Source organism: Ciceribacter lividus, assembly GCF_003337715.1.
Taxonomy (GTDB): domain Bacteria; phylum Pseudomonadota; class Alphaproteobacteria; order Rhizobiales; family Rhizobiaceae; genus Allorhizobium; species Allorhizobium lividum.
Map to the genome: position 1 here is coordinate 144,935 of NZ_QPIX01000004.1, position 24,837 is coordinate 169,771.

The 24,837-nt window shown below is 60.7% G+C and carries 19 protein-coding genes; 13 read left to right on the forward strand and 6 right to left on the reverse strand.

The window, feature by feature from the left end:
- Positions 1-52: 52 nt before the first annotated feature.
- Together hisC and DFR48_RS09020 are read right to left on the reverse strand one after the other, a co-directional pair.
- Positions 53-1,108, reverse strand: a complete 1,056-nt coding sequence (hisC, locus tag DFR48_RS09015; RefSeq protein WP_114362827.1) for a histidinol-phosphate transaminase — start codon at positions 1,106-1,108, stop codon at positions 53-55.
- Between the two features lies 1 nt (position 1,109).
- A complete protein-coding gene (locus DFR48_RS09020) occupies positions 1,110-2,024 on the reverse strand; it encodes a polyprenyl synthetase family protein (RefSeq protein WP_114362828.1) in 915 nt (304 codons plus the stop codon).
- A 169-nt stretch (positions 2,025-2,193) separates the two neighbouring features.
- Here DFR48_RS09020 and mtgA point away from each other — a divergent pair, with 169 nt between their 5' ends.
- The 4 genes from mtgA to DFR48_RS09040 all read left to right on the forward strand — a co-directional run bounded on the left by mtgA (position 2,194) and on the right by DFR48_RS09040 (position 4,519).
- On the forward strand, positions 2,194-2,898 hold the full coding sequence (mtgA, locus tag DFR48_RS09025) for a monofunctional biosynthetic peptidoglycan transglycosylase (RefSeq protein WP_114362829.1): 705 nt from the start codon (positions 2,194-2,196) through the stop codon (positions 2,896-2,898).
- A 76-nt stretch (positions 2,899-2,974) separates the two neighbouring features.
- On the forward strand, positions 2,975-3,622 hold the full coding sequence (locus DFR48_RS09030) for a glutathione S-transferase family protein (protein WP_114362830.1): 648 nt from the start codon (positions 2,975-2,977) through the stop codon (positions 3,620-3,622).
- Positions 3,623-3,784: 162 nt separating this feature from the next.
- Positions 3,785-3,970 carry a 50S ribosomal protein L32 gene (gene rpmF, locus DFR48_RS09035; protein WP_112686348.1) on the forward strand — a complete coding sequence of 62 codons (186 nt, stop codon included), beginning with the start codon at positions 3,785-3,787 and terminating at the stop codon, positions 3,968-3,970.
- Between the two features lie 141 nt (positions 3,971-4,111).
- The gene (locus DFR48_RS09040) at positions 4,112-4,519 is read left to right on the forward strand and encodes a hypothetical protein (protein ID WP_114363005.1); all 408 of its coding nucleotides are present in this window, start codon (positions 4,112-4,114) and stop codon (positions 4,517-4,519) included.
- Between the two features lie 32 nt (positions 4,520-4,551).
- Here the strand turns inward: DFR48_RS09040 and phaR are convergent, their stop codons facing one another.
- On the reverse strand, positions 4,552-5,127 hold the full coding sequence (gene phaR / locus DFR48_RS09045) for a polyhydroxyalkanoate synthesis repressor PhaR (protein ID WP_114363006.1): 576 nt from the start codon (positions 5,125-5,127) through the stop codon (positions 4,552-4,554).
- Between the two features lie 238 nt (positions 5,128-5,365).
- Here phaR and DFR48_RS09050 point away from each other — a divergent pair, with 238 nt between their 5' ends.
- Together DFR48_RS09050 and phbB are read left to right on the forward strand one after the other, a co-directional pair.
- Positions 5,366-6,547, forward strand: a complete 1,182-nt coding sequence (locus tag DFR48_RS09050) for an acetyl-CoA C-acetyltransferase (RefSeq protein WP_114362831.1) — start codon at positions 5,366-5,368, stop codon at positions 6,545-6,547.
- A 123-nt stretch (positions 6,548-6,670) separates the two neighbouring features.
- The gene (gene phbB, locus DFR48_RS09055; RefSeq protein WP_114362832.1) at positions 6,671-7,396 is read left to right on the forward strand and encodes a beta-ketoacyl-ACP reductase; all 726 of its coding nucleotides are present in this window, start codon (positions 6,671-6,673) and stop codon (positions 7,394-7,396) included.
- A 291-nt stretch (positions 7,397-7,687) separates the two neighbouring features.
- Here the strand turns inward: phbB and DFR48_RS09060 are convergent, their stop codons facing one another.
- Both DFR48_RS09060 and DFR48_RS09065 read right to left on the reverse strand, forming a co-directional pair.
- Positions 7,688-7,939 carry a glycine zipper domain-containing protein gene (locus DFR48_RS09060; RefSeq protein WP_114362833.1) on the reverse strand — a complete coding sequence of 84 codons (252 nt, stop codon included), beginning with the start codon at positions 7,937-7,939 and terminating at the stop codon, positions 7,688-7,690.
- A 34-nt stretch (positions 7,940-7,973) separates the two neighbouring features.
- Complete coding sequence (locus DFR48_RS09065; RefSeq protein ID WP_114362834.1) at positions 7,974-8,129, reverse strand: DUF3309 family protein; 156 nt, start codon at positions 8,127-8,129, stop codon at positions 7,974-7,976.
- 312 nt (positions 8,130-8,441) lie between these two features.
- Here DFR48_RS09065 and DFR48_RS09070 point away from each other — a divergent pair, with 312 nt between their 5' ends.
- The 7 genes from DFR48_RS09070 (at position 8,442) to DFR48_RS09100 (ending at position 23,358) form a co-directional block, all read left to right on the forward strand.
- Positions 8,442-11,393, forward strand: a complete 2,952-nt coding sequence (locus DFR48_RS09070; RefSeq protein ID WP_114362835.1) for a helicase-related protein — start codon at positions 8,442-8,444, stop codon at positions 11,391-11,393.
- A 4-nt stretch (positions 11,394-11,397) separates the two neighbouring features.
- The gene (locus tag DFR48_RS09075; protein ID WP_114362836.1) at positions 11,398-11,814 is read left to right on the forward strand and encodes an RNA-binding S4 domain-containing protein; all 417 of its coding nucleotides are present in this window, start codon (positions 11,398-11,400) and stop codon (positions 11,812-11,814) included.
- A gap of 198 nt (positions 11,815-12,012) precedes the next feature.
- Positions 12,013-12,351, forward strand: coding sequence for a ferredoxin FdxA (fdxA, locus tag DFR48_RS09080; protein ID WP_112686362.1), 339 nt, complete (start codon positions 12,013-12,015; stop codon positions 12,349-12,351).
- 387 nt (positions 12,352-12,738) lie between these two features.
- A complete protein-coding gene (locus tag DFR48_RS09085; protein ID WP_112686364.1) occupies positions 12,739-13,311 on the forward strand; it encodes a CarD family transcriptional regulator in 573 nt (190 codons plus the stop codon).
- Between the two features lie 262 nt (positions 13,312-13,573).
- Entirely contained in the window at positions 13,574-21,091 is a 7,518-nt protein-coding gene (locus DFR48_RS09090; RefSeq protein WP_114362837.1) for a type I polyketide synthase, read from the forward strand.
- Positions 21,092-21,132: 41 nt separating this feature from the next.
- Positions 21,133-22,512: an aminotransferase class I/II-fold pyridoxal phosphate-dependent enzyme gene (locus DFR48_RS09095; RefSeq protein ID WP_114362838.1), complete on the forward strand. Its 1,380-nt coding sequence runs from the start codon at positions 21,133-21,135 to the stop codon at positions 22,510-22,512.
- A gap of 48 nt (positions 22,513-22,560) precedes the next feature.
- Positions 22,561-23,358, forward strand: a complete 798-nt coding sequence (locus tag DFR48_RS09100) for an SDR family oxidoreductase (RefSeq protein ID WP_114362839.1) — start codon at positions 22,561-22,563, stop codon at positions 23,356-23,358.
- Here the strand turns inward: DFR48_RS09100 and DFR48_RS09105 are convergent.
- Positions 23,345-24,643 (reverse strand): capsule biosynthesis protein, encoded by a 1,299-nt coding sequence (locus DFR48_RS09105; protein ID WP_114363007.1) that lies wholly within the window; start codon positions 24,641-24,643, stop codon positions 23,345-23,347. The genes DFR48_RS09100 and DFR48_RS09105 overlap by 14 nt on opposite strands.
- Positions 24,644-24,837 lie beyond the last annotated feature (194 nt).

Consider the following 24,837-nt stretch of genomic DNA (forward strand, 5'->3'; position numbering starts at 1 on the left):
GATCATTACAGAAAACGCTTGCAAAGCAATCCGGGGATGGTTGATCTGAAGATCAGAGGAGGCCGTCGATCGCTTCGATCAGGCGTCGGCATTCCTCCTCCGTGCCGATCGATATCCGCAGGAAATCGGCGATGCGCGGCTTGGCGAAGTGCCGGACGAGGACTGCTCTTTCCCGGAGCCCTGCGGCAAGCTCGGCGCCTCTGCGTCCGGGCAGGCGGGCGAATACAAAATTCGCCTGCGACGACAATACCTCGAAACCGCGTTCCTGCAGCTGCCTTGTCAGCGTGGCACGGTTTGCCATCACCTTGCCGCGGCTTTCCTCGAACCATGCCTCATCATCGATCGCGGCACAGGCGGCAGCCTGGGCGAGCGTGTCCAGCGGATAGGAGTTGAAACTGTCTTTCATTCGTTCGAGCGCTTCGATCAGGGGGCGCTGCCCGATCGCAAAGCCGATGCGGAGCCCGGCAAGCGCCCACGATTTTGAAAACGTCTGAACGACCAGGAGGTTCTCGAAGTGCGGCACGAGCGATACGGCGCTTTCACCGCCGAAGTCGATATAGGCCTCATCGATCACCACCACCTGGTCCGGATGCGCTGCGAGGAGGCGTTCAATCTCCGGGAGCGGAAGGCCGATACCCGTCGGGGCATTCGGATTGGGAAGGATGATTGCCCCGCAGGGGACATCGTAATCCTCGATGACGACGTCGAATTTCTCGCGCACGGGAATGATGCGGGTCTCGATGTCGTAAAGCTTCGCATAGGTCGGATAGAAGCTGTAGGTGATGTCCGGGAAAAGCAGCGGCGCATCGTGTTTCAGCAGACTAGCGAAAACGAACGCGAGGACCTCGTCCGAACCGTTGCCGACGAAAACCTCGTCTGCGGCCACGCCGTTATGACGGGCGATGCTCTCACGAAGCCGACGGGCGGTCGGATCGGGATAGCGACGCAGATCCGCGGTCGCCGCGTGTCTGATCGCCTCCAGAGCTTTCGGCGAGGGACCGTAGGGGTTCTCGTTGGTGTTCAGCTTGACGAGGTTAGGAATGGCCGGCTGTTCGCCGGCGACATAAGGCTCGAGTAGCGAGACGATCGGCGACCAGTACTTGCTCATTTCAGCTCTTCCTGTTGGCCACGAAGCGTGCTGCTTCGATCAGCATGGCGGCGCGGGCTCCATAGGGTGCAAGCAGGGCTTCGGCTTCACTCACCAGTCGTTCAAGCTCTGCCTCCGCCCAGGCTTGCCCCTTGAGGCTCGCAAGCGTCGCCTTGCCTCGCGCTGCATCCTTGCCGGTCGCCTTGCCCATGGTTGCGGCATCGGCGGTGAGATCGAGCAGGTCGTCGGCGATCTGGAATGCGCGGCCGATCACTTCGCCGAAGCGACGGATTTGCCGGCGATCGGTCTGGGATGCACCGGAAAGGATAGCACCGGCCTCACACGCGAAGCGCAGGAGTGCGCCCGTCTTCATTGCCTGCAGAGTGACGATGCCGTCCTCGTCTGGTCTTTGCCTTTCCGCGGCGAGATCGAGAGCCTGACCGCCGGCCATGCCGCCCAACCCGGCAGCGCGGGCAAGCGCCAGGACCAGCTCGGTTTTTGCGCGATCAGGCAGCGCTGTCTCCGGTGCCGCGATGATGTCAAAGGCGTAGGTGAGGAGACTGTCGCCCGCCAGGATGGCCGTCGCTTCATCGAAGGCGATGTGCACGGTCGGCAGACCGCGCCGCATGTCGTCGTCGTCCATCGCCGGCAGATCGTCGTGAACCAGCGAGTAGCAGTGCAAGCATTCGAGGGCCGCGCCGACGCGTAGCGCTGCCTCGCTCTGACCTCCGAAGAGCGCGGCACTCGCGGTCACCAGGAAGGGTCGGAGGCGCTTTCCACCGTTCAGCACCGCGTGACGCATCGCCTCAAGCAGGTGAAGGGGGCGTGCGACCTCGCCGGCAAGCGGTTGCTCCTCTAGCAGTGAGGACAGCAGACGTTCCGTTTCGACGGCGATTTCGCGCAGATGTGTTTCGAACGTAGAGGTCGAGAGAGCCATGGCGGTTCTTTGGCACGCAAGCCCGTAGGTGGCAACGGCTTTTACGCGGAAAATGCGGGCGAATGGCGTGCGCGGACTGGCCAATTTCCAAGAGGGAAGCTAAGAGAAAAGGCTCTTGCAGTCTTGGACACAGTCACTTTTGGTGGAACAGAGCGACATCGGAGAAATTATGGCGGATGCGCCCGACCGCGCTCGCTCCGGCTTGCCTGTTGTAAAGAAGATCGCCGTGGTTCTCGTCGGGCTTTTGCTGCTGCCGTATCTTCTCATCCTGCTCTATCGCCCAAGCGTCGTGCATCCTGTTTCCACGCTTATGCTTGCGGACCTTTTTCTCCTGCGCGGCTATGACCGTGAATGGGTGGCTTTCGAAGACATCTCACCGAACCTGGTGCGGGCCGTCATGATGTCCGAAGACGGGCAGTTCTGCTCGCATTACGGCGTCGACTGGGGGCAGATGAAGGCAGTCGTGGACGACGCACTCTCCGGCGAAGCGACCCGTGGCGCCAGCACAATCCCGATGCAGACCGTCAAGAACCTGTTCCTGTGGAACAGCCGCTCCTTCGTGCGCAAAGGACTCGAGGTGCCGCTTGCGATCACGGCGGATTATCTCTGGTCGAAGAAGCGGGTTATGGAGATTTATCTGAACATCGCCGAGTGGGGTCCAGGGATCTACGGGATCGGTGCCGCCGCACGGCATCACTTCAAGGTGCCGGCATCGAAGCTTTCGGCCCGCCAATCGGCGCTGCTGGCCGTCTCCCTGCCAAATCCCATCGATCGCGTCGCCAGCCGCCCGAGCGGTAGCATGAAACGCCTTGCGGCGGTGGTCGATCGTCGCGCCAAGCGTTCGGGTGCATATATCACTTGTCTTTATGACTGACTTTCCAAAGATTCGTTGGTGCGTGTCCGTGATGGTCTTTAAGGTCCCGTCGGTCACAATCTGGCGGAGTTAGCGTATGGACAGGTTCATTCTCTACATCGGCAACAAGAATTACTCGTCCTGGTCCTTCCGTCCGTGGATGGCCCTGACTGGATGCGGCATCGATTTCGAGGAGCGGCTCATCCCGTTCGATTTCGACGCCGGCAACCCCAGAATCCGCGAGATTTCCCCGACCGGCCGGGTTCCCGTTCTCTATCACGGCGACATCTGTGTTTGGGAATCGCTGGCGATCATCGAATACGCCGCCGAAATCTTCCCGGATGCCGGAATTTGGCCAACGGCTCGCCGGGACCGGGCGGTCGCGCGCTCGGTTTCCATGGAGATGCTGTCCGGTTTTCGTGCCTTGCGAAATGCCTGTCCGATGAACATGCGGCGCAAGCAGGCGGCGTTGCACGTTTCCGACGACGTTCGCGCCGATGTCGAACGGATCGAAACGATCTGGCGCGAATTGCGTACGGCCTCCGGTGGGCCGTTCCTCTTCGGGGCCTTCTCGGCGGCAGACGCGATGTTTGCGCCGGTCGTCAATCGCTTCGACATTTATGATCTGGTGCACGACAAGGATACGCTTGCCTACATGGCGACCGTCAAATCCCATCCGGCATGGGTAGAGTGGCAAACGGCTGCCGTCTCGGAGCCGTGGGTGGTCGCCGAAGACGAGGTCTGAAAGACGGTTCCCCCGGCTACCGCAGGAAAAAATGAATTCGGGGACTGGTCAAGGGCGCGCTTGACATGTATAAGCCGCCCAAATTCCGATACTGAGACGTGTGATCTTCGGCTCCGGTTCCAGCCGACCTGCATGTCTTGCCCGTCAAGTGGAGTAGTTGAAATGGCTGTACCGAAAAGAAAAACAAGCCCGTCGAAGCGCGGTATGCGCCGTTCTGCCGACGCGATCAAGGCCCCGACCTATGTCGAAGACAAGAACTCCGGCGAACTGCGCCGTCCGCACCATATCGATCTGAAGACCGGTATGTATCGCGGTCGTCAGGTTCTGACGCCGAAGGAAAACGCATAAGCCATAGTATTTATGTGTTTTGACGAAGGCCGGCGAAAGCCGGCCTTTTGCTTTTGTGAAGGGGCGTATTTTGTCAGAACCTCTGATCGTCTATGACATCGTTGAACGATGCCGATGCGGCTTTATTTTCGAGGTGCCGAGATGCTGACTGCCATTCCGCTGATGATCGTGCCTCTCGCACTCTATAATCTCGCACTGATCGGAACCTTCGGCGGCGGAGGGGTAGCGGGCCTTTCGCAGGTGGTGCTGGCGTTACCCATGCTCTCCGGCGCGACATGGATTATGTCGGCGGCGGATATTCTCATCCTGGTGGCACTGGTGCTTCTATTCGCGGAAATCCTCAAGTCGACACGCAATGGGTCGGGCGCGCTCCTCAACCACATCCTGTCGATGCTGGTCTTCGTGGCCTTCCTGGTGGAATTTCTGCTGGTGCGCGATGCCGCCACGCAGGTTTTTTTCGTTCTCCTGACGATCGCCTTCATCGACGTCGTCGGAGGATTTGTGATTTCGGTCCGGTCTGCCGGTCGCGACGTGTCCATCGGGCTGTAAGCCGCAGACGAATTCCGTCGCTGCTCAAGCCGTCAGAGGCTGTCCAGCTTGTTCTGGAGATTACGGAGCTGTTCCTTCAGCTCGTCGATGTCCTTCGATTCGGCTTTTTTCGTTTCCTTCGGCGGCTGCGGTGACAGGAACGGCGAGAACATCTGCATGGCCTGGTGGAACATTTCGGTGTTGCGCTTCACCTGTTCCTCCATCAGTTGCATCGGAGCCTGCAGGTTCTTCGACAGCGGACTCTCCCCGAAAGCGCGCGTCATCTGCTCGCGCATCTGAGTCTGCTGTTCGCTGAAAGCCTTCATCGAATGTTCCAGAAAGCTTGGAACCACCATTTGCATCTGATCGCCGTAGTAGGAGATCAGTTGGCGCAGGAACGAAATCGGCAGCAGGGTATTGCCGGTTTTTGACTCCTGTTCGAAGATTATCTGGGTCAGGACGGAGTGGGTGATGTCCTCTCCTGTCTTGGCGTCCTGGACGACGAATTCCTCGCCTCGCTTCACCATCTTCGCCAGATCGTCCAGCGTCACATAGGTGCTGGTTCCGGTGTTGTAGAGACGTCGATTGGCGTATTTCTTGATGGTGACTTCGCCGTCGGCTTTAGCCATTTCGTTCTCCACCCCATTGAACATGCGCAGATTTCTCTTCCCGAAGCAAATCTAAGCCCAAAAGAAGGGCGGTGACAATCTCTTTGTGCGTTGCAGAAGCGACACCCCGCGTCCCAGGCGGAGTTTCACTTTATGCGTGTCTTCAATGGAAGATCGAGGAAGGCATGCTTGCCGTTTGACTCCGGTCGATAGCTTTGCCAGTTTGGTCACAAACCGGAACATAAGCGAGGACACATCCATGAGCAGTTCGTCAGTCGTCATTGCCAGTGCAGCTCGGACCGCCGTTGGTTCCTTCAACGGTGCATTCGCGAACGTGCCGGCGCACGAGCTCGGTGCCGTCGCGATCAAAGGTGCTCTTGAACGCGCCGGCGTAGACCCCAAGGAGGTCGACGAAGTCATCCTCGGTCAGGTTCTATCGGCAGGCCAGGGCCAGAATCCGGCGCGCCAGGCAGCGATGAAGGCGGGAATTCCTCAGGAAGCAACGGCTTGGGGACTCAATCAGCTTTGCGGCTCTGGCTTGCGTGCGGTTGCCGTCGGCATGCAGCAGATCGTCACCGGCGACGCGACCATCATCGTTGCCGGCGGCCAGGAGTCTATGTCCATGGCACCCCACTGCGCCCATCTTAGAGGGGGCGTGAAGATGGGCGACATGAAGATGATCGACACGATGATCAAGGACGGCCTCACTGATGCCTTCTACGGCTATCACATGGGTAACACCGCCGAGAATATCGCCCGTCAGTGGCAGCTCTCGCGTGATGAACAGGACCACTTTGCGGTTGCATCGCAGAACAAGGCGGAAGCCGCGCAGAAGGCCGGACGCTTCGCCGACGAAATCGTTCCGGTGACGGTGTCGTCACGCAAGGGCGATGTCGTCGTCGATGCCGACGAGTACATCCGTATGGGGGCGACCCTCGACGGTATGGCCAAGCTGAAGCCGGCCTTCGACAAGGAAGGTTCGGTGACGGCGGGCAATGCTTCCGGCATCAATGACGGTGCTGCTGCTGCGCTTCTGATGACGGAGGCGGAAGCGACCCGCCGCGGAATCACGCCACTTGTGCGCATTGCGTCCTGGGCAACGGCGGGCGTCGATCCGCAGGTCATGGGCACCGGACCGATCCCTGCCTCACGCAAGGCCCTGCAGAAGGCCGGTTGGAGCGTTTCCGATCTGGATCTGGTCGAGGCGAATGAAGCCTTTGCAGCCCAGGCTTGTGCGGTCAACAAGGATCTCGGCTGGGATACTTCGATCGTCAACGTCAATGGCGGTGCGATTGCGATCGGCCATCCGATCGGCGCCTCCGGCGCCCGCATCCTGAATACGCTTGTCTTCGAGATGAAGCGGCGTGGCGCGAAGAAGGGGCTTGCCACGCTCTGCATTGGCGGCGGCATGGGCATTGCCATGTGCCTGGAAGCCTTCTGAGGCGAGCGATTCGAGAGGAGACCGATAGCGGCGATCACGTACACGTCCAGCAATAGTCACATGCCACAACGGTCCCGACAGAAGGACCGGTGTACGATCAAATGACCTCAGAGGAGAGAGAGCATGAGCAGAGTTGCGTTGGTCACCGGTGGTACGAGGGGAATTGGTGCGGCGATCTCGGTCGCCCTCAAGGGGGCGGGGTATCGCGTTGCGGCGAACTACGCGGGCAACGAAGAGAAAGCCAAGGCGTTCGCTGACGAAACGGGAATACCGGTGTTTCGTTGGGACGTCTCCAACTACCAGGCTTGTGTGGACGGGATCGCGGACGTCGAGGCGAAGATCGGTCCGATTGAGATACTTGTGAACAACGCCGGGATCACCCGCGACGCGATGTTCCACAAGATGACGCCGCAGCAGTGGAACGAGGTGATCAGCACCAATCTCACGGGCGTCTTCAACATGACCCATCCGGTGTGGTCCGGCATGCGCGACCGGAACTTCGGGCGTGTCATCACGATCTCCTCCATCAACGGCCAGAAGGGACAAATGGGCCAGGCCAATTACTCGGCGGCCAAGGCTGGCGACCTCGGTTTCACCAAGGCTCTTGCGCAGGAAGGCGCAGCAAAAGGCATCACGGTGAATGCGATTTGCCCCGGTTATATCGCGACCGAAATGGTACTGGCCGTCCCGGAGAAGGTGTTGAACGAGAGGATTATCCCGCAGATTCCTGTCGGCCGTCTCGGGCAGCCGGAGGAAATTGGCAGAGTCGTCGTCTTCCTCGCCTCCGACGAGGCAGGTTTCATCACGGGGTCCACGATCTCTGCCAACGGCGGGCAGTTCTTCGTCTAGAGCTTTTCTGCCTTTGGCAAAACCGGAAGGATCGGTCTTCGCGACCGATCCTTGCTCTTGTCGGATCAGCCTTCCGCCACCGGCATCCTTCGTCGGCCGAAGGCTCTGGTATCCAGAACCCGCTGTGTGCGTTTCACCTCCGGAGCTACAATATGTAGCCGTGAACAAAACGGAAATCTCCGTGAGTCAGCGATTCGTAGCCGATTCGTTCCGGATTCATTCGACGGGTCAGAAGAACGCAAAGAAGAGGCCGGCAGACGTCTGCCGGCCGTCGGGAACCTCTCAGGTCGATCAACGGCACCGCGCTTCGTAACGACGACCGTAGCGGTCACGGTAGATGCAGTAGCCTTGGCGATCCGCTTGGGCGATCAGAACGCCGGCCACACCGCCGATCACTGCACCGGCCGCCGCCCCTCCAACCGAATTGGTCGCAACTCCTCCGATCACAGCGCCGGTGGCAGCTCCGATACCGGCACCCCGTTCCGTCGCCGTACAGGACGCGAGAGGCGCGATGAGCGCAAGGGCGAGCAATGTCTTCTTCATCGTCAGGTTCCTTTGCTGTGTCGATCCGGAATAGTCAGATCTTGTTCATGAGCATCAGTATGATGAGGATGATGACAATCAGACCGAGGCCGCCCGAGGGTCCGTACCCCCAGCTGCGGCTGTAACCCCAATTGGGCAAGGCCCCAATCAGCAGCAAGATGACGACAATGATGAGAATTGTGCTCAGCATGATGGCCTCTCCGTCTCGGCTTCATAGTCACATCCGGGCTTTCCAACGCCTTCGCTGCGGATTGGTTCCACCTGCCCAAAACACCGGTCAAGGACGGCCGTCCGGCAGGCCTGCCGACCACGGCAGCGCGCACAGGGACGGAAAAGGCTGCGGAGACGGCACAAGGGGACTCCAGGGGCCTCTGTGCCGCCTGCGATTTAGCGGCTTGCGTTTGCCGGAGATCATCGCCATGTGTGGACCAGACCGCTTCGGCTGATCGCCTCCATCGGCGACGTCTTCCCCCTATGGAGCAGGAAAGTGACTTCGCAACCCATGATCCTCAGCGGCCGCGGTGTGACCGCGGTGTTGGGACCCACCAATACCGGCAAGACGCATTACGCAATCGAGCGCATGCTTGCGCATGGTTCCGGGATTATCGGCCTGCCGCTCCGGCTGTTGGCGCGAGAAGTCTATGGCAGGGTCGTCGAACGTGTCGGCGCCGCCCAGGTCGCGCTTGTCACTGGAGAAGAAAAGATCGCACCGCCGGGCGCGCGCTTCTCCGTCTGTACCGTCGAGGCAATGCCGCGGGAAACGCGAGCTTCCTTCGTCGCGATTGACGAGGTGCAGCTTGCCGGCGATCTCGAGCGCGGTCACATATTCACTGACAGGCTACTGCATCTGCGTGGTCGGGACGAGACGCTCCTCCTCGGGTCCGGAACCATGAAGCCGATCCTGCAGCAGCTTCTTCCCGGCATCACGGTCGTGGAACGGCCGCGGCTTTCACAGCTCTTCTATGCCGGACAGAAGAAGATCACGCGCCTGCCGGAGCGGACGGCGATTGTCGCGTTTTCGGCCGACGAGGTTTACGCCATTGCCGAACTGATCCGTCGCCAGCGTGGCGGCGCCGCCGTCGTTCTCGGAGCGCTCAGTCCGCGCACCCGCAACGCACAGGTCGCCCTCTACCAGGAAGGCGAGGTCGAATACCTCGTCGCAACCGACGCCATCGGCATGGGCCTCAATCTCGACGTCGATCACGTCGCTTTCGCCCAGGACCGAAAGTTCGACGGATATCAGTTTCGCAATCTCAATCCCGGAGAGCTCGGACAGATCGCCGGTCGTGCCGGCCGCCATCTGAAAGACGGCACCTTCGGTGTGACAGGGCGTGTGGACCCCCTCGACGACGATTTGGTGGAACGTCTGGAAAGCCACGAGTTCGAACCGGTCAAGATCCTGCAGTGGCGTACGCCGGATTTCGATTTTGCGTCAATCGACGCGCTGCGACGCAGTCTGGACGCAGCACCGCGCGTAGCGGGACTTACGCGGGCTCTTCCGGCGGTCGATCAACAGGCACTCGAGCATCTTGCACGGTACCCCGAGATCAACGATCTCGCGACCACTCCTGCGCGGGTGGAGCAGCTATGGGAGGTTTGCGCTCTTCCCGACTACCGGCGTATCGCGCCGGCTCAGCACGCCGATCTTGTCGCGAGCCTCTTTTCCGATCTGGTCCGCTATGGCACGGTGGACGAGAACTTCATGGCGGAACAGGTCCGCCGGGCCGATCATACCGACGGCGAGATCGACACGCTTTCCGCACGGATTGCGCAAATCAGAACATGGACCTATGTGTCGAACCGGCCGGGATGGCTTGCCGATCCGACACACTGGCAAGAAAAGACGCGCGAAATCGAAGACCGACTGTCGGACGCGCTACATGAAAGGTTGACGAAACGCTTTGTTGATCGCAGGACATCTGTGCTCATGAAGCGCTTGAGAGAGAATGCGATGCTGGAAGCTGAAATCAGTGTGAATGGCGATGTCTTCGTTGAGGGGCATCACACGGGACAACTCGCAGGGTTCCGCTTTACGCCCTTGGCGGGCATGGAGGGCTCCGATGCGAAGGCTGTTCAGGCGGCGACGCAGAAAGCTCTCGCCCTCGAATTCGAGGCACGGGCTGCGCGACTGCACGCGTGCGGCAACAGTGATCTGGCGATCGGGTCGGATGGCGTCGTGCGCTGGGTCGGCGATCCCGTGGCCCGGCTCGCTGCCGGTGATCATGTGTTGCACCCGCGTGTCATCCTGCTGGCGGACGAGCAACTCACTGGGATTGCCCGGGACCACGTTGCGGCTCGCGTCGAGCGTTTCGTCAACCATCACATCTCGACGGTGCTGAAGCCGCTGGACGACTTGTCGCGTGCAGAGGATCTGCAGGGTCTCGCCAAGGGACTGGCGTTCCAGCTGGTCGAGAATCTCGGCGTTCTCTTCCGCCGCGACGTCTCTGATGATGTAAAGTCGCTCGATCAGGATGCGCGCGCATCGATCCGCCGCTACGGTGTCCGCTTCGGGGCCTATCATATTTTCATGCCGGCGCTCCTGAAGCCTTCTCCGGCGGAACTCATCACGCTCCTCTGGGCGCTGCAGAACGACGGGATGGACAAATCAGGATACGGTGATCTCATTCCCGTGCTCGCGGCAGGTCGGACCTCGGTGGTCACCGATCCGGGCTTCGACAGGACATTCTACAAGCTCGCCGGTTTCCGGTTTCTCGGCAAGCGGGCGGTACGTATCGACATTCTGGAAAGACTTGCGGATCTGATTCGTCCTCTCCTCCAGTGGAAACCCGGCTCGTCTCAGCGTCCGGAAGGCGCCTATGATGGCCGACGCTTCACGACGACGACGGCAATGTTGTCGATTCTCGGCGCGACGCCGGACGACATGGAAGAGATACTGAAGGGTCTCGGCTATCGTGCCGACAGTGTCCCCGCCGAGGAGGCCAAGGCCTTCCTCTTAGGCCAGGAGGCGAGCGCCACGCCGGCTGCGGGAGAGGATGCAGCCTCGACGGAATCCTCGGTCGAAGAAGAAGCCTCCGGGGAGGAGCCGACGCCGGAAGGCGTCGAGCCCGTCGCCGTTACGACGGAGGCCTCTTCGGAAACCACGATTGAGGGCGCTGATGCGGCCGAACCAAAGAATGTGTTGCTGTGGCGGCCCGGCGGTCGAAACGAGAACCAGCAGAATGCCCGTCCGAAGGGTGGTCGCGCCGCGTCTGAAGAGCGCCGCGACGGTCGCCGCCCGGGAGCATCGGCCGAGGGCAAGAACCACGGCAACGGAGCGAAACGCGGGGATCGCCAGGACCGCGGTGAACGCAAGGAGCGTCCGCAAAGGGGTGAACGGGACGGTAAGCCGCAGACTGCACGGTTTGAGGCGAAGCCTCCTCGCAAGGAGAAGCCGATCGATCCCGACTCGCCCTTCGCCAAGCTGGCAGCGCTCAAGGAGCAGATGAAGAAATAAGGCGATGACTGAGGAAAAACAGCCGCCGTCGGATTCGCGTCAGCGCCTCGACAAGTGGCTGTTTTTCGCTCGTATGGCGAAATCTCGCTCGATCGCCCAGCGTCGAATCGCGGCCGGAGACGTCCGCGTGAACGACCAGAAGATACTTCAGGCGAGCCATACGGTGAGAGCTGGTGATCGGGTCGTTCTGGTCGCTGGCGCGCGCAGCCGGATCCTTGTGGTGAAGGCTGCCGGGGTCCGGCGTGGACCCTATGAGGAGGCCCGGCAGCTCTACGACGATGTCACACCTGCCGAGCAGGAGTCCCAGCCTTCGAACTCGTTCGGCCAGGCCATCCGCAGGGCAGGAACGGGTCGCCCGACCAAGAAGGAACGTCGGGTGCTCGACGAGTTGCGTTCGGACGGCGACTGGTGGAGCGATTAGAAGATCGATCCCCGATGCGGCATATTGTCGGAAGGTTTATTCTTGCATTCGCCGAAATTACCCATTAGCTGACTTGCCAGTCCCGCAGACACCATGAGGGCATTCCCTCGGTCTGTCTCCCGTGTTTTGCCTGTTCGTACCTGTGGTCGGCCGCAGCCCTCCACGGCATCGAGAACGAAAGATTTCTGGAGTGCCGCAATGACATACATTGTCACCGACAATTGTATCCGCTGCAAATATACCGATTGCGTCGAGGTATGCCCTGTGGACTGCTTCTACGAGGGTGAGAACTTCTTGGTCATCCATCCGGACGAATGCATCGACTGCGGCGTTTGCGAGCCCGAATGTCCCGCCGAGGCCATTAAGCCGGACACCGAGCCAGGACTTGATCACTGGCTGAAGATCAATACGGAGTTCGCGCAGATCTGGCCGAACATCACCAGCAAGCGCGACCCCTTGCCTGAGGCGAAGGAGATGGACGGCGTTCCTGGAAAGTTCGAAAAGTATTTTTCTCCGAAGCCAGGTCAGGGTGACTGACCCACTTCGCAGGCCTCTACCGGAAGGCTTCCTTCCGCTCAGCTAAGGCATTTGAGGGAAAGGAAAACTTTCCCTCTGCAGCTATTATAGAGCGGCTGCAGCAAAATATTGATTTATTCATCTTTTTGTGTTAGTTTCCGCACACTGATCCACGTTGCGGCATTGCTATGCCCTGAGCCATCACGAAAGCAAACACCAAATCAAGCGCGGTTTCCGTGACATAAGCGGCAGTTCTTTTGTCGCGTCGCAGTCGCGATGGAGGGTTTTGTTTGCGCCTTGGCCCACCGGATTGGTGTGGAATGACCCGACGGCTTCCCCCGTCTCATCCGGGCCTGACCGACCCGGCTCCGGCATTGCCGGGAGCTCAACAGGGAGTTTTTGATTCGAATGACAATCCAGCAGAAAAAATCTTCAACGCGCCAGGGTTTCAAGACCGGCGAGTCGATCGTCTATCCCGCGCATGGCGTCGGTACCATCACCGCAATCGAAGAGCAAGAAGTCGCCGGCATGAAGCTCGAGCTTTTTGTAATCGATTTCGAGAAGGATAAGATGCGGCTGAAGGTGCCTGTCGGCAAGGCGGTCAGCATCGGCATGCGCAAGCTGTCGGAGACGGATTTCGTTGATCGTGCGTTGAAGGTCGTGCAGGGCAAGGCTCGTGTAAAGCGTACCATGTGGTCGCGCCGCGCGCAGGAGTATGATGCCAAGATCAACTCGGGCGACCTGATCTCGATCGCGGAGGTCGTGCGCGATCTTTATCGTGCCGAAAACCAGCCGGAGCAGTCCTACTCCGAGCGGCAGCTTTACGAGGCTGCGCTCGATCGGATGGCTCGCGAGATCGCTGCAGTCAACAAGATGTCGGAGACTGAGGCGGTGCGCCTCGTCGAGGTCAACCTGGCCAAGGGTCCGAAGCGTGGCAAGGTCGTGGATGACGAGGACGCCCAGGAAGAAGAGGCTGCTTGATCCGCAACGCTTTGCGGAGCATGCTCTGTCGACAAGAACCTCCGGTATCAACCGGAGGTTTTTTGTTGCTGATGGAGGTCGAGGTTGGTTTTACGGGGAAAACGGCCGGATGGACTGGTTAGGCCACTACTTGCTTCGTCAATTGACCTTCAGAGGCAATGGCGGATTGACGCCCTTTCCTCGCTTGTCTAAGTGCTAGGGAAAATCCCGTGCCAAGTGCCACGGGCAGTTGTGCTGAAACTATCAGATCTGCGATGTTTAGATGACGGTAGAAGTAATCGGGCGTGCATGCGCCGCACCTGGGGCAAATTCGCCTGAGGAACTATTCGAGTTGATGCGCGCCAAGACATGCTCCGTGACGAGCATACCGGGCGACCGCTGGGATATCGCGCGCTTTTGGCATCCTGAAATGGGCATGGCTGGCAAGTCCTACACGTTTGCCGCCGGCGTCCTCGACGACATCTACAACTTCGACCCGACACTGTTCGGTATCTCCAAGCGCGAAGCGGTTTTCATGGATCCGCAGCAGCGGCTGCTGCTTGAGGTCACATGGCGAGCTTTGGAGGATGCCAATATCCCCGTGAGCAAGATTCAGGGAGAGAGGGTCGCCGTCTTCGTTGGTGCGTCCAGTCTCGACCACGCCAATCTTTCTGTCGAGGATCCGGCGGCTCCCGGCCCCTACTTCATGACCGGCAATACGCTTTCGGTCGTCGCCAACCGTATCTCTCACGTATTCGGCCTGAACGGACCGAGCCTCTCGGTCGATACCGCCTGTTCGTCGTCGCTGGTGGCTCTCGATCAGGCGGTCAAAGCGCTTGAATTGGGTGAGGTCGACACGGCGATCGTCGGCGGGGTCAATGTTCTCGTTCATCCTTTGCCCTTCGTTGGCTTTGCGCAGGCACGCATGTTGGCGATGGACGGTCTCTGCAAGGCCTATGACGACGACGGAATCGGCTACGTCCGTGCCGAGGGGGCCGCCGCCGTCGTCCTGAGGCGGTCCGACAGGGTGCGCAGGGAAGGTGACCGCAGCCACGCCACCATCGTGGCAACAGGCACCAATGCCGCCGGCCGCACCAACGGGATCTCTCTTCCGTCGCGGGAGGCGCAGGCCGAACTGCTGAAGGCGGTCTACGACGACAATGGCATCGATCCGAACGACGTCGTCTTCATCGAGGGGCACGGCACCGGCACAAAGGTCGGCGACCCTGCAGAAGTCTGGTCCCTCGGCCAGGTCATTGGCAAGCGTCGCCGGCAGCCGATCCCGATCGGATCGATCAAGTCCAACATTGGTCATACTGAACCGGCCTCCGGTCTCCTTGGCATGATGAAGGCGATGCTGGCGCTGGAGAACAACTATCTTCCGGCCTCGTTGCATTTCAACAAGCCGAACGAGGACATCGACTTTGAGGGACTGAACGTTCGGGTGGCCAAAGAGCCGATTCTGCTCGAGAAGAGTGACCGTCCGCGTCTCGCCGGCGTCAATTCATTCGGCTTCGGCGGTGCGAACGCCCATGTCGTCATTTCGGACCCCCAGACCGTCGCGGAACAGCGTGCGAGTGGCGATCAGCACGAGAGTCCCGTCTTTATGGCCTCAGCCCATACGGTCGAGAGCCTGAGAGGTCTCCTTGAAGGTTACCGCGAACGGCTTGACGAGGCCCCGAGCGCGGCGGAGAAGAAGGCAATTATCGCTGCCGCGGGTGCGAACAGGAGCGCGATGCGGCACCGCTTCGTCATGCGTGGCTCCCCCGAAAGCGTTTCGACGACGATCTCCTCCTATCTGGCGGGCGCCGGTCGCGGTCTGGCTGAAATCGGCGAAACGACGTCGCGCGATCCGAAAGTCGCATTGGTGTTTTCGGGCAACGGTGCCCAGTGGGCGGGCATGGGTCTTGAGGCGTTGCGGCGCAACGAGGTGTTCCGTAACACATTCTCGACAGTCTCACGATTGTTCCACGCCTATTCGCAGGTCGACCTGCTCGACGTGCTTTCCGATCCGGCGCTTGCAGACAAGCTGGGTGATACCAAGATCGCCCAGCCATTGCTGTTTGCAATTCAGGTCGCGCTGTTCGATGCGCTGGCCGCTCTTGGCCTGGATGCAAAGGCCGTGCTCGGCCACTCCGTCGGCGAGGTGGCGGCGGCTTACGCAGCCGGTGCCTTGACGATCGAGGACGCCGTCACGGTGATCGCGAAGCGTTCGCTTCACCAGGACGTGCTGGCGGGCGAAGGCACAATGGCGGCCGTGAAACTCGGCGAACAGGCTACGTTCGACCTCATTGAATCCCTGGAGCTTGACGGCATTACCGTGGCTGCTGTCAACGCTCACAACTCAGTGACCGTATCCGGCACCTATGAGCAGGTGAAGACCCTGAGAGAAAAGGCGCGCAAGCGCAAGGTCGCGGTTCAACCACTCGATATCAACTACCCCTTCCACCACCCACTCATCGACCGTGCACGCGATGCATTTCTCGCAGACATGCCGGCGATCTCTCCCCGGTCCTCGGCAATCGCGTTTATCTCCACGGTTACGGGAACGGTTCTCGACGGTGCCTCGCTCACGCCGGAATACTGGTGGCGCAACGTTCGCCAGCCGGTGAAGTTCATGCATGCCGTCGAGGAGGCGATAGCGCAGGGCTGTACCGTGTTCGTCGAGGTTTCGCCGCGCGCTATTCTCGGCGGCTATGTAGGTGACATTGCCAAGAACCGATCAGCCTCGGTGAGCATCGTCCCGACACTTTCGCGCGATGATCACGAACTCGACGCCGATCCGGTCTTCCAGTCGATGGCGCGTGCGATAGCGAGTGGAGCCGCTTTCGACGAAGAACGCGTTTTCGGACGCCGAAATGCATTTGTCTCTCTCCCGGCTCTTCCCTTCGAAAAGATTGAGCTTCGTCCCGACCGGACCAGCGACCGTGCGGATATCTACGGTCGTGATAGCGAATATGGCTATACGCTCGCCGGCTGGCGCATCGATCTCAACGGAGGTTCCTGGAAGAACCACGTTGACGCTCATCTCTTCCCCGACCTTGCGGAGCATGTCGTAGACGGCCGCGCAATCATGCCCGGAAGCGGTTTCATAGAAATTGCGCTTTCTGCCGCACGGCAATTCTACCATCACGATCAAGTGGAGATCTCCAACCTGGAGATCGTGCGTCCGCTCGAACTCAGCCGGCACCGTCTGCTCGAATTGTCGACGATCATATCGCCGGAAACCGGCGATCTCGAAATTCGCTCACGGGAGCGGCTGAGCGAGGACGACTGGTCGGTGCACGCCGTGGCGCGCAGTCGTAAACTTACAGCAGCCGAACTGACGCCAGCGCCGGGGTTTGAAATCGGCGCGGCGACTGTCGAGATCGAACCGGCCAAGGCTTATCGCATCGCCTCCAACTTCGGGCTCGACTACGGTCCGACTTTCCAGCTCATGGCACAGGCCGTCTGCCACGGCGAGCGCCTGATCGAGGTTACCCTCAAGGAGGCCGCAAAGCCGGCGCACCCGTGTTTGCGCTACAACTTGAATCCGGTATCGGTCGATGCAGTCTTCCACGGTCTGGTCGCACTCTTCGACCGGTTCAGCGGAGATCACGGTGGCGCGCCATACATTCCGGTCCGTTTCGGAGCGATCCGCGTGACGGCAACCGAAAAGCCGCTTCGCCGGGCCGTCATCGAAATCGAGCGGTTGAGCCCGACGTCGATCAAGGCGAAGTTCCACTTGTTCGATGAGGACGGCGGGCGCATCGCGACTTTCGAGGATTGCCGTTTCCGGCGCACCTATCTGAAGCAGCGCAAGACGCTGAACGCGCTGTCCTTCCATTACGAAACCCTCCCCGCGGAAGGGCGACAGGGTCTGCCGGCCTTTGCGGAGACAATGACCGGCAAGGCCTTCTTTGCTGACGCAGCCGACAGTGCTCTCGATAACGAGACATTCCTTTTCAACGCGTCCGTCTTCCGCGCCATGCACGACATTCTGTCGATTGTTGGCAAGGGAAAGCAAAGGATCGTCGCGTCCGATTTGCCGGAGGACTCGTCTCTTCGTCCGTTCCTGTTCAATGGCCTGCATCTGCTTACTGATGCCGGCTTTGCGGAACAGAGAGAAGACGGATGGCAGCTTGCCAACGAGTGCTCCTTGCCGCCGGTCAGTGAAATTCTGGGTGAGCTCTATGCGAGCGCGCCGGACCGTGCTGTCGAGGCCGTGCTGATCAACGACTGCTATCGCGAAGTTCTCGATCGCCTCGGCGCGGCGCGGGAAGTCTCCGGCGACGAAGCCGGAAAAGCTGACCGCTTCATCAGCGAAGCGACGCTTGAGCATTTGGCGATCCATTCGGTTGCGGCGCGAAACCGCACCGCTATGCTCGTTGATGCCCTGCAAAATGCCCTGGCAGGCGACGGCAGCGCCGCGCGCATTCTGGAGCTTGGAAGCACCTCGCCGCATCTGACGCGCAGACTCGCCGAGATTGCGGAAGCGAAGAATGCGATGCTCGTCGTTTGCGAGCCGGACAATGGTCTGCGGCACCGCCTTGAGCTCGCCTTCGAAAATGATCCCCGTGTGACGGTCCTTGATAGGCTGGAAACAGAGCTTGCGGCCGACATTGTCGTGAGTGCGAGCGATCGGCTGCGCGAGCTCATTGAAAACGATGTGAGCAAACTTCCGTCGACGTGGCTGGCGAGTTCCGGCATCCTCCTGGCGGCCGTCAGCGCGCCGGGCGTTTTTCAGGATTTCGTCTACGGCCTGAGCGAAGGCTGGTTCTCCCGAAGCAAGTCGGAAGAATTCCCCGTCAGCTCCCTTCCTTCGACGCCCGAGTGGTCGGAGCTCCTCGAGCAGCATGGCTATGCCAACGCCAACGTTCGCCAATGTGACCTGACCGGGGGCAGCCTCATCCTGATCGAGGCGCGCGCCGGCCAGGGGGCGTTCGCGGAACCCGTCATCGAGGCTTCGGCAGTGGTCGAGCCCTTCCGGCCGATCGTGCTGGTTCATGGCGGTGACGTAGACGGCAGCATGCTCACCGATGCCGCCAAGGCGGCGGGCTTCTCGCGCACGCAGCCATTTGGTGCGACCGGGGATCTGGCAATCGACAAGGCAGCCTTCCTGGACATATTCGTCCGCGACGGCGGGGCTACCGAAAAGATCGTGTTCCTGAGCCCGCGGCATCTGCCAGCCGAGGATGCTTCTCGCGAGTTGCAGCGCCGCGTGCTGGTGTTGAGCGCACTCGCGCTGGCGCAGGCGGAATACCGGAATACCGCGCCGCAAGGCCAAAGGTTCCGTCTGGTCGTCGCTGCGCCGGGCGGCTCGCCGGCGGTTGGGTCGTCGTCCGGCGATCGGCCGGCCGATCCGGTCAATGCCGGCCTGTGGGTGTTCCTGCGTGTCCTGCGTAACGAATTCGACTTCCTTGACGTGGAGTGCGTCGACACGATCGCCGGAAGTGATGAGCTGGGGGCGATGCTCGAGGCTGCGCACCGGGTATCCGAGAGCGGCGGACGCAACAGGGAATGGAGAATCGAAGTCGACGGCAGGTTCTCGGAGATTCGTGCCGTGCCGGGCGCCGCACCCCATGTCTTCGGCGTTACAAGTGATTTCCGTGCAGCGATGATCCGTCAGCAAGTACCTTCACAGGTTGCGAGCATACGGTGGGAAAGCTGTGAGCGGCCGGAAGTCCGGCCGGACGAGGTGCTTGTCGAAGTTGCCGCGACGGGACTCAATTTCCGCGATGTCATGTGGGCGATGGGCCTGTTGCCGGAAGAGGCGCTGGAAGACGGCTTTGCCGGCGCTTCAATCGGGATGGAGTTCTCCGGCCGGGTGGTCGGGGTCGGCAGCGCGGTGGACGATCTTGCGATCGGCGACCCGGTGATGGCGATTGCCGCGTCGGCATTCTCTACTCACGTTCCGGTTAAGCGGGCTGGTGTTGCAAAACTGCCGGCGGGTATCGACCCGGTTGCTGCGGCATCCATTCCGGTGGTCTTCCTTACCGCCTATTACGCGATTATCGAGCTCGGCCGCGCACGGCCTGGTGAAACGATCCTGATCCATGGCGCCGCCGGCGGCGTTGGCCTTGCAGCCTTGCAGGTTGCCAAGCATGCCGGCCTCAAGGTGATCGCAACCGCGGGAACCGAGGAGAAGCGTCGGTTCGTCGAGATGCTCGGCGCGGACCACGTCTTTGATTCACGCACCCTGAGCTTTGTCGGCGAAGTTCTCGATGTGACCGGCGGGGAGGGGGTGGATCTCGTTCTGAACTCGCTCTTCGGCGAGGCGATGGAAAAGAGCCTGTCGCTCGTCAAGCCATTCGGGCGGTTCCTCGAGCTCGGCAAGCGTGACTACTATTCCGACAGCAAGATCGGTCTTCGCCCCTTCCGGCGCAACGTCAGCTATTTCGGCATCGATGCGGACCAGTTGCTGGTCCTTCATCCGGAGCTTTCGCGCCGTATGTTGACAGAGATCGGTGCGCTCTTCGAAGAGGGCGTCTTCTCACCGCTTCCGTATCGCGCCTTTGATCACGATGAGATCGGCGACGCGTTCCGCCTGATGCAGAACGCCGGACATATCGGCAAGATTGTTGTGCTTCCGCCGAAAGCAGGTGTTGACCAGGTCGCCGCGAAGCCACCGAGGACGATGAAGGTCGATCCGCAAGGCGTTCACCTCGTCGTCGGCGGCATTGGTGGTTTCGGCCTCGTCGCAGCCGAATGGCTGGTGGAAAAGGGTGCGCGGACAATCGCGCTCTGCTCACGCAGGGGGGCGGCCGACGACGCTACAGCGGCCGCCATCTCCCGTTGGGAACGGAACGGTGTCGACGTCAGGCTTTTCGCCTGCGACGTTACCCGTGAGGCCGATGTGCGGGCGATGCTCACCGATTTGCGCCAGACTGCCCCGCTGAAGACGGTCATCCATGCCGCAATGGTGCTGGACGATGCTCTCATCGGCAATCTCAACGAAGAGCGGAACCGTCCTGTCATCGACGTGAAGGCAAAGGGTGCGGCGATTCTTGATGTCGAGACCCGATCGGACACGCTTGACAACTTCATCCTGTTCTCGTCCGTGACGACCCTTGTCGGAAATCCCGGCCAAGCGAACTACGTTGCGGCCAACGGCTTCCTAGAGGGGCTTGCGCGGGCGCGTCGCGCGGAAGGGCTGCCGGCACTCGCCGTCGGTTTCGGCGCAATTGCGGACGCTGGTTACTTGGCACGCAATACCGATGTCGGCCAGCGGCTGGACCGGCGGCTCGGCAAGACGGCGATCAACGCGCGTGACGCCCTGAACGCGGTCGAGGAGTACATTGCCAGTGCTCCCGATACGGTCGACGCTGCCGTGGTCATGATCTCCGAATTCGACTGGGCCGCCGCGCATAATCTCGCGGTGGTCAATGAAGCCCTCTTCGACGTGGTCATGCGCAAGGCCGCTCATCACGCGAGCGGGACCGAGGGTGGTGATATCGATCTCGTCGCGATGATCGAAGGCAAATCGCCTGCTGAAGCACAGGATCTACTGTTCGATATTCTCGCTTCTGAGATCGCCACGATTCTCAGAGTCTCGCGCGAGAGCGTCCTCAAGGAGAGCGTCCTCAAGGATATCGGCCTCGATAGCCTGATGGCCGTTGAACTCGGTTTGAACTTCGAACAGAATACCGGCTTCGACATGCCGCTCAGCAGCCTAGCCGACAATGCCACTGTTGGCGACATCACGCGCCGCCTTTACGAGAAGGTGAAGGCACGAAACGGAACGGAAGAGGCCGATGTGGACGTCTCGGCGGAGACACGTATTGTCGATGAACTGAGCCGCCGGCACGCCGGAGCGGAATAGCGGCGAGCCGGCGCCGGTCGAGTGCCTGGAGTTATGGACTGATGGACGAAAGCAAGCGGCAGAATATCCTCAACAGGATGAAAAGCCTGCAGAAGAACGTTGACCAGGGGCGCGTTTCCCGAACGGAACAAGCCCTCAGTTCGCTGCCTCGCCGCAAGCAACCTGGGTTCGTCGACTTGCCGGAGTACAAGCAGGTCGTCATGCAGCAGCGTGCCAGCGAATATCTCGGGATGGAGAACCCGTTCTATCGGGCCCACGAGGGCGCGAGCGGTGCGACGGCGAGCATCGGCGGGCGTACGTTCGATAATTTTGCCTCCTATGATTATCTCGGTCTTAACCGGCATGCGGATGTCCTCGGTGCGGCCGAACGTTCGATCCGGCAATTCGGCATTTCCGCGTCGGCAAGCCGGCTGGTGGCCGGAGAGCGCACGATCCACCATGAGCTGGAGACGGCTATTGCGGAGAATTACGGCACGGAAGCCGCAATTTGCTTCGTGAGTGGTTATCTCACCAACGTGGCGGCCATCAGCTGCCTCATGGGGCCGCGCGATCTGGTGATCCATGACGAGTTCATGCACAACAGTGGGCTCGCAGGCGTGAAGCTGTCGGGGGCGACTCGTCGCTTCTTCAAGCACAACGACGTTGCCGACCTGGAGCGTGTCCTGAAGTCGCTCGCCGACCAGTATGAACGGATACTGGTGATCGCCGAAGGCATCTACTCGATGGATGGCGACGTCGCGGACCTTCCCGGTCTCTTGCGCCTCAAGGAACAATACGGTTTCTGGCTGATGCTCGACGAGGCCCATTCGCTCGGTGTGCTCGGGGACAGTGGTCGAGGTGTGTTCGAGCATTATGGCGTCGACCCGACTTCCGTCGACATCTGGATGGGAACGCTCTCGAAGACGACATGCAGCTGCGGTGGTTACATCGCAGGCAGCGAGGCTTTGGTCACCCTGCTCAAGGCCCAGGCCGGTGGCTTCGTCTACAGTGTCGGCCTCGCTCCGGTTCTTGCCGGTGCGGCCATCGCCAGCCTCGGGGTTCTTAGGGCCGAACCGCAACGAACGCAGGATCTTCGGCGGAACAGCCAGCTGTTCCTCGAACTGGCCCGGAAGCGCGGACTCGATACGGGGTTGAGCCAGGGCTATTCGGTGGTTCCTGTGCTGGTTGCGGATTCGCTTCGTGCCGTACAGCTGTCGAACGAGCTGTATGAAGCCGGCGTCAATGTCCTGCCCATCATTCATCCGGCGGTGCCCGAAGGATTGGCTCGGCTGCGCTTCTTCATCACAAGCGCACACACAGAAGATCAGATCGCCCGTGCAGTTGATCTGACGGCGACCATCCTCGAGAGACTGAAGCAGCAGAATTTCGGGCTAGCGTCGGTGGATGTCGGCCAGTTGATGGCGAAGCTCGGCAAAGCCTGACGCTGCATCTCGGGGCCGCGTTTGGCAGGCTTGAGGATCGAAAGGCCGATGGTTCACGTCATCATAACAGGTGGATCGAGTGGCATAGGGCTTGCCGTCGCGCGCTGCTATCTGCAGCGGGGGAGTGCCGTCACCCTTGTCGGTCGAGATGCCGCCAGACTGACCGCAGCGCGGGAGCGTCTATGCGCCGAAACCGGTTGCCCGCACGAGCGCATTCATCTGGGGCAGGCGGATGTTGCCGACGAAATCCAGCTTGAGAACGTCATCGCGACGGCAGAGGCAACACACGGTGCGTGCGACATCCTGGTTGCGTCGGCGGGTGTCGTGGCGCCATCGGAATTCCACCTGCAGGAGGCGCAGGATTTCCGACGGCAGATCGACACGAATCTGGTCGGGGCCGTCAACGCCGTCAGGGCGGTCTATGCCGGGATGAAGGCGCGCGGGCAGGGCAAGATCCTTCTGGTGTCCTCTGGAGCCGCGCTCATCGGCATCTTCGGCTATGCCGCCTATTGTGCTTCAAAGGCGGCCCTCCTCGGCTTCGTCGAGGCGTTGCGCCTTGAGGCTGCGGCTCACGGGATCGACGTCTCGATCTGCTTTCCGCCAGACACCGATACGCCCCAACTTGCCGCCGAGCGCCTGGTGCGTCCCGCTGAGGCAGAAGCGATGATGAAGGCCGGCGGTGCCTGGAGTGCGGAGGCCGTCGCCGCGAGGATCGTCCGGGCGCTGGACCGAAATGAGCGTACGGTCTATTTCACCACGACCATCTTCCTGCTCGGCCGTTTCGGCTCTGTCGTGCGACCGTTCGTTTACTGGTGGTTCGAGCGCAAGCGAGTCAGGGTGCGGTGACCGGCGCCCGTTCCAGTTCCGGCTGGTAACGGTAGGCGTTTGCGATTGCAGATGGCCGCTCGAGGGCGGGGGAGGGCTCAAGAATGCGCTCCACGACATTGCGCGCTCCGATAGCGATTGCTTCCGCGCCGAGAAAACCGCCGCGAACCTGGGTTGTCGCAACGAGTGCTTTTGCAAGCACCTGAGGCATTCCGGCTTGCGGCGCTTGCGGTGCTCTCCAGAAGCTTGCGAGGCTGTCCTGATGGGTGACGCCGGCAATGTCGTAGATCGCGGCACCGAGAGTGATCACTGGCTTGCCTGCCATGACAGCCGAAAGGCCGACGGTCGAATTCACCGTCACAATTCCGGCCGCGCTGGTAATCAGCTTTTCGAGGTCACCGCCATCGATGACGTCAACGCGATTGTCGACGCCATAACGCTTGGCTTCTCCGGCGATGAACCCGGTCCATCCGCTCAGTCCGTTGTCGATCGGATGGATCTTGAACAGCAGCCGTGCTTCAAGTGGCGCCTCACGCGCGAAAGATGCGATCGTTGCGGCTACGATCTCGAAATGGTCGCCGAACGGGGCATGGATTCGGATCTGGTAGTCCCCGGGCAGTTGTAGCGGAAACAGGAAATACCGAGGTGGCGACGTTTCCTTTGGCAGATAGCCCCGCTGCACTTCCTGTGCCTGCCTGCGCCGACGGCGGGAGGTCAGTCCCTTTCTGATCCAACCGGCGTATTCCACCGCCGGGTGGACAGGCCCGTGCGTCCGGTAATGGGGATGAAGCAGCCAACCCAGCAGGACGTTGGGGATATGGTAGGCAAGGTCGTAGAGCGCATAGGTGAGAAAACTGCTGCTGAAGTGGCTGCGCAGGTCCACGGCTGGCATGCCATCGGCAAGGGCACGAAGCGCGGAGGCGTCACGCGGAAACCAGGAACGTCCGGACATGCCTTCCGGCTCGATGGTGAGCCAGTCGGGGCGGAGATAGCCGTGTTCCAGAATGTGCACCCTGGCACCCGCCTCGCGTGCGGCCTCCACCGCGGCGGCGTGCTTCGGGCGGCCATCCCCGAGCATCAGTATGTCGGTGATGTCGTTACGACGAAGATAGTCATGAAGAAAGCCGGGCCAATCCTCGCTCGGGCCGGCAAACCAGTCAGCCTTTCGCGGCCACCAGAAGACAGTGTCTCCCAGGCAGAAATTGATCTTGAAGACACGCGCGCCGAGAGCCTCGGCTTCTCTCGCGACCTCCTTGAGGAACGGCGAGGCGGGTCCCTGCAGAATGAGGAGTGTCAAACGGTGCATGATCCCGACCTGCAAGCTTGTTCGTCCTTGACCGGCCTCTTATAGTCACCTAACGAGAGCGATAAAAGCTCGGTTTTAGCGGATAAGACGTAATGGTATCGCATATTTCCAGCCTCGGACCTGCCGTCTGATGCAGCGGTCGGTTAATGGGCCCGTTGTCTTATTTCTGCAGGGGCCTCCTTCAGTCTTTTGGC